Origin of the sequence: Streptomyces sp. WAC05374 (assembly GCF_004353505.1) — a bacterium.
Taxonomy (GTDB): domain Bacteria; phylum Actinomycetota; class Actinomycetes; order Streptomycetales; family Streptomycetaceae; genus Streptomyces.
Window position 1 is genome coordinate 114,751 of sequence record NZ_SMNQ01000002.1, and the last position, 11,279, is coordinate 126,029.

At 71.1% G+C, this 11,279-nt stretch carries 10 protein-coding genes; 5 read left to right on the top strand and 5 right to left on the bottom strand.

Going from position 1 to position 11,279, the window contains the following annotated elements:
- Positions 1-29 precede the first annotated feature (29 nt).
- Together sufB and E2B92_RS05550 are read right to left on the bottom strand one after the other, a co-directional pair.
- Complete coding sequence (sufB, locus tag E2B92_RS05545; RefSeq protein ID WP_126883591.1) at positions 30-1,445, bottom strand: Fe-S cluster assembly protein SufB; 1,416 nt, start codon at positions 1,443-1,445, stop codon at positions 30-32.
- A complete protein-coding gene (locus tag E2B92_RS05550; protein ID WP_126883590.1) occupies positions 1,442-2,164 on the bottom strand; it encodes a helix-turn-helix transcriptional regulator in 723 nt (240 codons plus the stop codon). Before E2B92_RS05550 ends, sufB begins: the two co-directional genes overlap by 4 nt.
- Positions 2,165-2,460: 296 nt before the next feature.
- Between E2B92_RS05550 and E2B92_RS05555 the strand changes: the two genes are divergently transcribed.
- Genes E2B92_RS05555 through E2B92_RS05565 form a run of 3 tightly spaced genes read left to right on the top strand, consistent with a single transcriptional unit; the run spans position 2,461 to position 5,177 of the window.
- On the top strand, positions 2,461-3,387 hold the full coding sequence (locus E2B92_RS05555; RefSeq protein WP_126883589.1) for an ABC transporter ATP-binding protein: 927 nt from the start codon (positions 2,461-2,463) through the stop codon (positions 3,385-3,387).
- Positions 3,384-4,151: an ABC transporter permease gene (locus tag E2B92_RS05560; RefSeq protein ID WP_126883588.1), complete on the top strand. Its 768-nt coding sequence runs from the start codon at positions 3,384-3,386 to the stop codon at positions 4,149-4,151. Before E2B92_RS05555 ends, E2B92_RS05560 begins: the two co-directional genes overlap by 4 nt.
- A gap of 45 nt (positions 4,152-4,196) precedes the next feature.
- A complete protein-coding gene (locus tag E2B92_RS05565) occupies positions 4,197-5,177 on the top strand; it encodes a COX15/CtaA family protein (RefSeq protein ID WP_126883587.1) in 981 nt (326 codons plus the stop codon).
- Between the two features lie 31 nt (positions 5,178-5,208).
- Here E2B92_RS05565 and E2B92_RS05570 read toward each other — a convergent pair whose 3' ends face one another.
- The 3 genes from E2B92_RS05570 to E2B92_RS05580 form a co-directional block, all read right to left on the bottom strand.
- Complete coding sequence (locus E2B92_RS05570; RefSeq protein WP_126883586.1) at positions 5,209-6,288, bottom strand: amidohydrolase family protein; 1,080 nt, start codon at positions 6,286-6,288, stop codon at positions 5,209-5,211.
- A gap of 69 nt (positions 6,289-6,357) precedes the next feature.
- Positions 6,358-6,693, bottom strand: a complete 336-nt coding sequence (locus E2B92_RS05575) for a hypothetical protein (RefSeq protein WP_126883585.1) — start codon at positions 6,691-6,693, stop codon at positions 6,358-6,360.
- Positions 6,694-6,737: 44 nt separating this feature from the next.
- On the bottom strand, positions 6,738-7,700 hold the full coding sequence (locus E2B92_RS05580; RefSeq protein WP_126883584.1) for a heme o synthase: 963 nt from the start codon (positions 7,698-7,700) through the stop codon (positions 6,738-6,740).
- 336 nt (positions 7,701-8,036) lie between these two features.
- Between E2B92_RS05580 and tkt the strand changes: the two genes are divergently transcribed.
- On the top strand, positions 8,037-10,124 hold the full coding sequence (gene tkt / locus E2B92_RS05590) for a transketolase (RefSeq protein WP_126883583.1): 2,088 nt from the start codon (positions 8,037-8,039) through the stop codon (positions 10,122-10,124).
- Positions 10,125-10,159: 35 nt separating this feature from the next.
- A complete protein-coding gene (gene tal, locus E2B92_RS05595) occupies positions 10,160-11,278 on the top strand; it encodes a transaldolase (RefSeq protein ID WP_126883582.1) in 1,119 nt (372 codons plus the stop codon).
- Position 11,279: the final 1 nt, after the last annotated feature.

The following is an 11,279-nucleotide window of genomic DNA, read 5'->3' on the forward strand; positions in this document are numbered from 1 at the left end:
GGGGACGTGATCGATGCGGCGGGGCGGGACTAGCCCACGGCGCCTTCCATCTGCAGCTCGATCAGCCGGTTGAGCTCCAGCGCGTACTCCATGGGCAGCTCCTTGGCGATCGGCTCGACGAAGCCGCGCACGATCATCGCCATCGCCTCGTCCTCCGACAGGCCGCGGCTCATCAGGTAGAAGAGCTGGTCCTCGGAGACCTTGGAGACGGTCGCCTCGTGGCCCATGGACACGTCGTCCTCGCGGACGTCCACGTAGGGGTAGGTGTCCGAGCGGGAGATCGTGTCGACGAGCAGCGCGTCGCACAGCACGTTGGACTTGGCGCCCGGGGCACCCTCGCCGATCTCGATGAGACCGCGGTAGGAGGTGCGGCCGCCGCCTCGCGCCACCGACTTGGAGACGATGTTGGAGGAGGTGTTCGGGGCCATGTGGACCATCTTGGCGCCGGCGTCCTGGTGCTGGCCCTCGCCCGCGAAGGCGATGGACAGGGTCTCGCCCTTGGCGTGCTCGCCCATCAGGTAGACGGCCGGGTACTTCATCGTGACCTTGGAGCCGATGTTGCCGTCGACCCACTCCATGGTCGCGCCCTCGTAGGCCACGGCACGCTTGGTGACCAGGTTGTAGACGTTGTTCGACCAGTTCTGGATCGTCGTGTAGCGGCAGCGGGCGCCCTTCTTCACGATGATCTCGACCACGGCGGAGTGGAGGGAGTCCGAGGAGTAGATCGGGGCGGTGCAGCCCTCGACGTAGTGGACGTAGGCGTCCTCGTCGACGATGATCAGCGTCCGCTCGAACTGGCCCATGTTCTCGGTGTTGATCCGGAAGTAGGCCTGGAGCGGGATCTCGACGTGCACGCCCTTCGGGACGTAGATGAACGAGCCGCCGGACCACACCGCGGTGTTCAGCGACGCGAACTTGTTGTCGCCGACCGGGATGACCGTGCCGAAGTACTCCTGGAAGAGCTCCGGGTGCTCCTTGAGCGCGGTGTCCGTGTCGAGGAAGATGACGCCCTGCTCCTCCAGGTCCTCGCGGATCTGGTGGTAGACGACCTCGGACTCGTACTGGGCCGCGACACCGGCGACGAGGCGCTGCTTCTCCGCCTCGGGGATGCCGAGCTTGTCGTACGTGTTCTTGATGTCCTCGGGCAGGTCCTCCCAGGAGGCGGCCTGCTTCTCGGTGGACCGGACGAAGTACTTGATGTTGTCGAAGTCGATGCCCGACAGGTCGGAGCCCCAGTTCGGCATGGGCTTCTTGTCGAAGAGGCGCAGACCCTTCAGCCGCAGCTTCAGCATCCACTCCGGCTCGTTCTTCTTCGCGGAGATGTCGCGGACGACGTCCTCGGAGAGACCGCGCTTGGCGGCGGCACCGGCCGCGTCCGAGTCGGCCCAGCCGTACTCGTACCGACCCAGGCCCTCGAGCTCGGGGTGGCTGATCTCGGTGGTCATGCGGGGTTCCTCCCGGCCGTGCTTGCAGATGCTGATGGTGTGGTGTGCGGGATGTACGTCGTGCAGACCCCGTCGCCGTGCGCGATGGTCGCCAGTCGCTGCACGTGGGTGCCGAGCAGACGGCTGAAGATCTCCGTCTCAGCCTCGCACAGTTGCGGGTACCGCTCGGCGACGTGGGCGACCGGGCAGTGGTGCTGGCAGAGCTGCTGTCCGACCGGCGCGTTGCGCGCCGTCGCAGCGTACCCGTCCGCGCTCAGGGCCTTGGCGAGCGCCTCGGCGCGCGCTTCCGGCGCCGCGGCCTCGACCGCCTCCCGGTACGCCTCCGCCTGGGCCTCGATCCGGTCCCGGGCGAACGCGGCGACGGCGGCCTCGCCGCCCGCGTTCTGCTCGATCCAGCGCAGGGCGTCGACGGCGAGCGCGTCGTACGACTGGTCGAAGGCGTCCCGGCCGCAGTCGGTCAGGGCGAACACCTTGGCGGGGCGGCCCCGGGTGCGGGCGCCGTAGACACGCTGTTCACGCGGGGCGACGACGTCGTCGGCGACCAGCGCGTCCAGGTGCCGACGGACGGCGGCCTGAGTGAGGCCGAGCCGCTTGGCGAGCTCGGCCACGGTGGACGGGCCGTGATCCAGGATGGAGCGCGCGACCCGGTTGCGCGTGGAGCGCTCCCCGGTCGCGAGTTCCTCCGCTGGAGCCGCGGGAGCCTCACCGACGTTTTTCACAACGCCATTGTTGCGTAATTCCTCAGAGCCTGACAAGCGAGGTCCCGACCGGTGGACGGTGCCGTACATCACTAAGGGAAACCTAACCTGACCTGCGGAAACGATCAGCGCTCGAGCGGCACGCGAGCGGCCGCGGCCGCGCCTGACCTGCCCGTTTTGCCCGATCGGCGGCACCGTCGCCCCCCGGCGCGGCGCCCGGTAAAGAGCCTCCCGGGACCGGCCCGGGGGCCCCTCCCGTGCGCCCGGGACGACCCGCCGGACGGGGGACGCCGCGCCGCTGCCTAGACTTCACTGCCATGCGATACGAGTCCGTCGTCCAGGTCCGGGGCCTGGTCAAGCGGTACGGGACGAAGACCGCGGTGGACGGCCTCGACCTCGACGTCCGGGCGGGCACCGTCACCGCCGTCCTGGGCCCCAACGGGGCCGGCAAGACCACCACCGTCGAGACCTGCGAGGGCTACCGCCGCCCCGACGCCGGCACCGTCCGCGTCCTGGGCCTCGACCCGGTCGCCGACGCCGCCGCGCTGCGCCCCCGCGTCGGCGTGATGCTCCAGTCCGGCGGCGTCTACTCCGGCGCCCGCGCCGACGAGATGCTCCGCCACATGGCGAAACTCCACGCCCAGCCCCTGGACGTGGACGCGCTGATCGAGCGCCTCGGGCTCGGCTCCTGCGGCCGTACCACCTACCGGCGGCTCTCCGGCGGCCAGCAGCAGCGCCTGGCGCTCGCCATGGCCGTCGTCGGCCGCCCCGAGCTGGTCTTCCTCGACGAGCCGACCGCCGGCCTCGACCCCCAGGCCCGCCGCGCCACCTGGCAGCTCATCCGCGAACTGCGCACCGACGGCGTCACGACCGTCCTGACCACTCACTTCATGGACGAGGCCGAGGAGCTGGCCGACGACGTCGCGATCATCGACGCGGGCCGGGTCGCCGCCCAGGGCAGCCCCGAGGAGCTGTGCCGGGGCGGGGCCGAGAACACCCTCCGCTTCACCGGCCGCCCGGGCCTGGACCTCGGCTCCCTGCTCAAGGCCCTCCCGGACGGCACCGCCGCCGCCGAGCTGACCCCGGGCGCGTACCGCATCAGCGGCACGGTCGACCCCCAGCTCCTCGCCACGGTCACCACCTGGTGCGCGCAGCACGGGGTGATGCCGGACGGCATCGCGGTCGAGCGCCACACCCTCGAGGACGTCTTCCTGGAACTGACCGGCAAGGAGCTGCGCCCATGAGCGGCGGGACCTACACACCGGCGCCCGGAGCGGCACCGGTCGGACGGATGATCGCCGCCCAGGCCGCGTTCGAGACGAAGATGCTGCTGCGCAACGGCGAGCAGCTCCTGCTCACCGTCATCATCCCCTCGCTGCTGCTGGTGCTGTTCTCGACGGTCGACATCGTCGACACCGGCGGCGGCAGGGCCGTGGACTTCCTGGCCCCCGGCGTGCTCGCGCTGGCCGTGATGTCGACCGCCTTCACCGGGCAGGCCATCGCGACCGGCTTCGAGCGGCGGTACGGGGTGCTCAAGCGCCTCGGGGCCTCACCGCTGCCCCGCTGGGCGCTGATGACGGCCAAGACGGGGGCGGTCCTGGTCACCGAGGTGCTCCAGGTCGCGCTGCTGACGGTGATCGCGCTGGCGCTGGGCTGGTCCCCGCGGGGCGGCGTCCTGCCGGTGCTCGTGCTCCTCCTGCTCGGCACGGCGGCCTTCTCGGGGCTCGGCCTGCTGATGGCGGGCACGCTGCGGGCCGAGGCGACGCTGGCCGCCGCGAACCTGGTGTTCCTGCTGCTCCTGGTGGGGGGCGGGGTGATCGTGCCACTGGACCGGTTCCCGGACGCGGCGCGCGCGGTGCTGGAGCTGCTGCCCATCTCGGCGCTGTCGGACGGGCTGCGGGACGTGCTCCAGGGCGGGGCGCCGATGCCGTGGGGCGCGGTGGGCGTCCTTACGGTGTGGGCGGTGCTCGGGCTGGGCGCGGCGGCGCGGTTCTTCCGCTGGGAGTAGCGCAGCGGGGGGCCTCGTGAACGGATGCACAAGCGGCCGCCTACGATGGTGTCCGTGTTGACCCCCCTCGCCTTTATCGCCCAGCGCTGGACCCCCTCCCCCCGAACGGTCCGGCGCGCCGCCCTCTCCGCCATGATCATGACGGTCGTCATCATCGTGACGGGCGGCGCCGTCCGGCTCACCGGTTCGGGGCTCGGCTGCGACACCTGGCCCAAGTGCACGGACGACAGCCTGTTCACCACCTCCGAGCAGGGCATCCACGGTGCCATCGAGTTCGGCAACCGGATGCTGACGTACGTGGTGTCGGCGGCCGTGGGCTGGTTCATCGTCGCGGCGCGCTGCGCCAAGCCGTGGCGGCGGGAGCTGAGCCGGCTGGGCTGGCTCCAGTTCTGGATCGTGGCGCTCAACGCGGTCATCGGCGGCATCACGGTACGGCTGGAGCTCAACCCGTGGACCGTGGCCGTCCACTTCCTGGCCGCCAACGCGCTGCTGACGGTGACCACGGTGAGCTGGCTGCGCACCGGTGAGGGGGACGGTGCCCGGCGCCCGCGGGTGCCGGGGCCGGTGCGCAAGCTGGGCTGGACGCTGGTGGTCGTGGCCGCTCTGCTGGTCGCGGCGGGTACGGCGGTGACCGGCTCGGGCAAGCACGCGGGCGACAGCAGCGACGTGCCGCGCATGCCGTTCGACTACGCCTCCGTCGCCCAGATCCACGCGCTCTTCGCCTGGGCGGTGTGCGCCCTGGCGCTCGCGCTGTTCTTCGTGCTGCGCGTGGTGGACGCCCCCGACGACACCCGGGCGCGCGCCCGCGACCTGCTGCTGGTGCTGCTGGCGCAGGGCGGCATCGGGTACGTGCAGTACTTCACGGGCGTCCCGGAGATCCTGGTGGGCCTGCACATGCTGGGCTCGTCCCTGATGTGGATCGCGGTGCTCCGCCTCGCCCTGAGCCTGCGCGAGCGCCCGGCCGGGGCGCCGGCCACCGGCATCCCCGCCCAGGCACCGGACGCGGCACTGAGCCCGGCCGGCTGACCCGGCCCGTACACCCGCCGTTCCCGGCCGGCTAGCCCAGCCCGTACACCCGCCGGGCGTTCCCGGCCGCGATCATGTCGGCGACCCGCTGGGCGTCGTGCCGCGACCAGGAGCCGTCGCAGACCCAGTCGGCCAGCACCCGGCCGAGCGCCTCACGGAACACCCGCGCGCCCACCACGTGCAGCTCGGGCAGCCCGCGGGCGCCGCTGGAGAACAGCAGCTTGCCGAACGGCGCGAGCTCCAGGGTCTCGGCGAGCACGGCCGCCGCCCGCGCGCCCGTCCGGGCGAGCGCGGGCCCCAGGTCCGCGTACACGTGCGGGAACACGCTCGTCAGATGGGCGGCCTGCCGGTGGTGGGGGTAGCCGTGCAGCAGCACCAGGTCGGTGCCGAGCCCGGCGGTGGCCGCCGCGAAGTCCCGCAGCGTCATGGGGTCGTCCACGCCCACGTGCAACTGGAGCGGCCGCCCGGACGCGACGGCGATCCACAGCAGGTGCCGCAGCAGTACGGGGTCGGTGAGCGCCCCGCCGACCCGGCGGCCGGCCAGCCAGCGCCCTGCCGCGCCCCGCACCTCACCGGGCCCGGGCGGCGCGGGCGCGAGGGCGAGCCCGTGGCGTACCGCCGCGACGGAGGTGAACGCGACGGCGGAGACGGCCGCCCCGTGCACGGCCTCGGCGAGGTTGGCGAGCAGGGCGTCGACGGTGCCTGACGTGTCGGCGACCTGCTCGGCGAGCAGCTCCAGGCGGACGATCTCGTGGGCCTGGGCGTCGCCCGCGGCGGCGATCTCGACCGGGCCGGTGAGGTCGCCGGGCAGCCCGGTCTCCACCAGGTAGGTGGAGATTCCGGTGGAGCGCAGCAGCCGGCGGCCCGACTCCAGCACGCCGAGCTCCCGGCGGCGGGCCAGGTAGCGGGCGGGCGGGCAGTGCGGCTCGAGGCCGAGCAGGGGCGGGCACCAGCGGCGTACGGCGAAGCCGGTCTGGGTGTCGAAGAAGGTCGTCCCGGCCGCCGGGGGCCCCTCCGCCCTGCCGAGCAGGGTCTCGAAGGTGCCCAGGCCCAGCTCCGTGCGGAGCACCCCGTGGCAGTACTGGTCCACCAGCGTCGGGGTGTCGATCATTGCGGGGGCTCCCTGCGATGGCTGAACCGTCACAGGTCCTAACGGGTGAGCCCCGCCCAAGGTGTTGCCTCAGTCGTTCGAGGGGCCGCCGATCTGGATGCCGGCCATGCGGGTCCACTCGTACGGGCCGGTGCGGACCTTGGCGGCGAAGTCGCCGTCGAAGGCCTCGTGGAGCGTGAGGCCCGCCTTCTCGGCGGCGCTCTTCGCGACCTCGTGGGTGGGGGCGACGAGGTCGCCCCAGCCGCCGTCCTCGCCGACGAGCACGATGCGGGTGCCCATCTGGCCGATGTACGCGAGCTGGCCCTCGGCGCCGCCGTGCTCCTTGGAGAACGCCTGGATCTGCTTGGCGAGCTTGGAGGCCCTGGCCTCGGCCCGCTTGGTGTCGCCCTGCTTGGTGTCTGCCATGAACAGGATGCTACCCACCGGTAGTAAAACCCGCCAGGGTCCGTCTACCGCAGGAACGGGTCGACCGCCACGGCCACGAACAGCAGCGACACATAGGTGATCGACCAGTGGAACAGCCGCATCTCCTTGAGCTTGACGCCCGTCTCGCCCGCCTTGGCGCGGTTCTGGAGGGCGTGCGCCTCCCACAGCCACCAGCCGCCCGTCGCCAGCGCCACCGCCGTGTAGAACCAGCCGGTGTAGCCGAGCGGCGTCAGCAGCAGGGAGACGGCGACCATCACCCAGCTATAGAGGACGATCTGCCGGGCCACCACCTTGTTGGAGGCGATGACCGGGAGCATGGGCACGCCCACGCGCGCGTAGTCCTCCTTCACCTTCATCGACAGCGGCCAGTAGTGCGGCGGCGTCCAGAAGAAGATGACCAGGAAGAGGATGACGGCCGCCCAGGACATCGAGTCGGTCACCGCGGACCAGCCGATCAGCACCGGCATGCAGCCGGCGATGCCGCCCCAGACGATGTTCTGCGAGGTGCGCCGCTTGAGGATCATCGTGTAGACGACCACGTAGAAGAGGAGCGCGCCGAGTGACAGCCAGGCGGACAGCCAGTTGACGGTCAGCCCGAACCAGAGCGTGGAGACCACGGCGAGGGTGAGGCCGAAGACCAGCCCCTCGCGCGGCGAGACCATGCCGGTGACCAGCGGCCGCTGCGACGTCCGGTCCATGAGGGCGTCGATGTCGCGGTCGATGTACATGTTCAGCGCGTTGGCGCCACCGGCCGACAGGTAGCCGCCGAGGCAGGTGGCGAGCACCAGCCACAGGTCGGGCACGCCCTGTTCGGCCAGGAACATGACGGGGACGGTGGTGATCAGCAGCAGCTCGATGATCCGGGGCTTGGTCAGGGCGACGAAGCCCTTGACGCGGGCCCCGAATGGCCGCTTCCCCGTGCTCGTCCCGAGCACACCCGCCGGACGGGATTCGACGGCCGTCACGCACACCCCTGACAGAGACATCCCAGCGAGTCGCCTCCCGGGCGTGAAGGCCCGGTAAAGACTCGCGCGTACCACGCCACTCTAGACGTTGCCCATACCTCGCTCTTCGCGGGGGTGGGTCGTGTTGGGGAGGGCACCGCAAAGGGTGGATTCCACGCTCGGATGAGCGATCGGATGAGCGCCTCCGTATTCACTTGCCGAAAGCCGCGGAGCCCAGTCAGGAGGCGGATCGTGACCGATCCCGGCACTCTGGAATGACTCGAAAAATTGGACGTTCTCGCGGGGGTAGGCTCAACAGCGGCCGGTGGGATCTGACGCCGCCGGCATTCGACATGTGGAGAGGAGCCCTGACCCAGGGTGAGCACCAAGCCGACCACCACAGACCTCGAGTGGACCGAGCTGGACCAGCGGGCCGTCGACACCGCCCGCATCCTGGCCGCCGATGCCGTACAGAAGGTCGGCAACGGCCATCCCGGTACGGCGATGAGCCTGGCCCCGGCCGCGTACACCCTCTTCCAGAAGGTGATGCGGCACGACCCGGCGGACGCCGACTGGACCGGGCGCGACCGTTTCGTGCTGTCCGCCGGACACTCGTCCCTGACGCTGTACACCCAGCTCTACCTGGCCGGGTTCGGCCTGGAGCTGGACGACCTGAAGGCGTTCCGGACCTGGGGCTCCAAGACCCCGGGCCACCCCGAGTACGGTCACACGGTCGGCGTCGAGACGACGACCGGTCCGCTGGGCCAGGGTGTGGCGAACGCGGTGGGCATGGCCATGGCCGCCCGCTACGAGCGCGGCCTGTTCGACCCCGAGGCGGCGCCCGGCACCTCGCCGTTCGACCACTTCGTCTACTGCATCGCCGGTGACGGCTGCCTCCAGGAGGGCATCTCCGCGGAGGCGTCGTCCACGGCCGGCCACCAGAAGCTCGGCAACCTGATCCTGCTGTGGGACGACAACCACATCTCGATCGAGGGCGACACCGAGACCGCCGTCTCCGAAGACACGATGAAGCGGTACGAGGCGTACGGCTGGCACGTCCAGCGCGTGGAGCCGAAGGAGAACGGCGACCTCGACCCCGAGGCCCTCTTCGCAGCGATCCAGGCCGCGCGGGCGGAGACCTCGCGCCCGTCGTTCATCGCGATGCGCTCCATCATCGCCTGGCCCGCGCCCAACGCGCAGAACACCGAGGCCGCCCACGGCTCGGCGCTCGGCGACGAGGAGGTCGCGGCCACCAAGCGCGTCCTGGGCTTCGACCCCGAGAAGTCCTTCGAGGTTTCGGACGAAGTCATCGGCCACACCCGCCAGGCCCTCGACCGCGGCCGCGAGGCCCGCGCGGAGTGGGAGAAGCGGTTCCAGGAGTGGCGCGCGGCCAACCCGGAGCGCGCCGCCGAGTTCGACCGCATCGCCGCGGGCGAGCTGCCCACGGGCTGGGAGGAGAAGCTCCCGGTCTTCGAGACCGGCAAGGGCGTCGCCACCCGCGCCGCCTCCGGCAAGGTGCTCCAGGCGCTGGGCGCGGTCATCCCCGAGCTGTGGGGCGGCTCCGCCGACCTGGCCGGCTCGAACAACACGACGATCGACAAGACGTCGTCGTTCCTCCCCGAGGGCAACCCGCTGCCCGAGGCCGACCCGTACGGCCGCACGATCCACTTCGGCATCCGCGAGCACGCCATGGCCGCGGAGATGAACGGCATCGCGCTGCACGGCAACACCCGCATCTTCGGCGGCACCTTCCTGGTGTTCTCCGACTACATGCGCAACGCCGTCCGCCTGTCCGCGCTGATGCACCTGCCGGTGACGTACGTGTGGACGCACGACTCCATCGGCCTCGGCGAGGACGGCCCGACGCACCAGCCGGTCGAGCACCTGGCCTCGCTGCGCGCCATCCCGGGCCTGAACATCGTGCGCCCGGCCGACGCCAACGAGACGTCGATCGCCTGGCGCGAGATCCTGCGCCGCTGGACCAAGGAGTTCGGCAAGGGCGCCCCGCACGGTCTGGCGCTCACCCGCCAGGGCGTGCCGACGTACGAGTGGAACGACGACGCCGCCCGCGGTGGCTACGTGATGTTCGACGCCGAAGGCGGCGAGCCGCAGGTGGTGCTGATCGCCACGGGCTCCGAGGTGCACCTGGCCGTCCAGGCGCGCGAGGAGCTCCAGGCCGCCGGCATCCCGACCCGGGTCGTGTCGATGCCGTCCGTCGAGTGGTTCGAGGAGCAGGACCAGGGGTACCGGGATGCGGTGCTGCCGCCGTCGGTCAAGGCGCGCGTCGCGGTCGAGGCCGGCATCGGCCTGACCTGGCACCGGTACGTCGGTGACGCCGGCCGTGTCGTCTCGCTGGAGCACTTCGGCGCTTCGGCCGACGGCAAGGTGCTCTTCCGGGAGTTCGGCTTCACCGCCGAGGCGGTCGCCGCCGCGGCCAGGGAATCGATCGAAGCCGCAGCGCGCTGACGCCGGTATACGAACTAGTAGGAGATGCAATTCTCATGACAGACGCACTCAAGCGCCTCTCCGACGAAGGCGTCGCGATCTGGCTGGACGACCTGTCCCGCAAGCGGATCACCACCGGCAACCTCGCCGAGCTGATCGACCAGCAGCACGTGGTGGGCGTCACCACCAACCCGTCGATCTTCCAGAAGGCGATCTCCGAGGGCCACGGCTACGACCAGCAGCTCTCGGACCTGGCCGCCCGTGAGGTGACCGTCGAGGAAGCCATCCGCATGATCACCACGGCGGACGTGCGCGACGCCGCCGACATCCTGCGGCCGGTCTTCGACGCGACGCAGGGCCAGGACGGTCGCGTGTCGATCGAGGTGGACCCGCGCCTGGCGCACAACACCAAGGCGACCGTTGCCGAGGCCAAGCAGCTCGCGTGGCTGGTGGACCGGCCGAACACGCTCATCAAGATCCCGGCGACCAAGGCGGGCCTGCCCGCGATCACCGAGGTCATCGGCCTGGGCATCAGCGTCAACGTCACGCTGATCTTCTCGCTGGAGCGCTACCGCGCGGTGATGGACGCCTACCTGGCCGGTCTGGAGAAGGCCAAGGAGCGCGGCCTGGACCTGTCGAAGATCCACTCCGTGGCGTCCTTCTTCGTGTCCCGCGTGGACACCGAGATCGACAAGCGCCTGGACTCCCTGGGCACCGACGAGGCCAAGGCGCTGCGCGGCAAGGCCGCCCTCGCCAACGCGCGTCTGGCCTACGAGGCGTACGAGGAGGTGTTCGGCGGCGAGCGCTGGGCGGCGCTGGACAGGGCGCAGGCCAACAAGCAGCGTCCGCTGTGGGCCTCGACGGGCGTCAAGGACCCGGCGTACAAGGACACGCTGTACGTCGACGACCTGGTCGCCCCGGGCACGGTGAACACCATGCCGGAGGCCACCCTGGAGGCCACCGCCGACCACGGCTCGATCACCGGCAACACGATCGCGGGGACGTACGACCAGGCGCGCGCCGACCTCGCGGCCCTCGAGAAGCTCGGCATCAGCTACGACGACGTCGTGCAGCTCCTGGAGGACGAGGGCGTCGACAAGTTCGAGGCGTCCTGGAACGACCTGCTCAAGTCGACCGAGGCGGAGCTCAAGCGCCTCGCCCCTTCGGAGGCGTAAA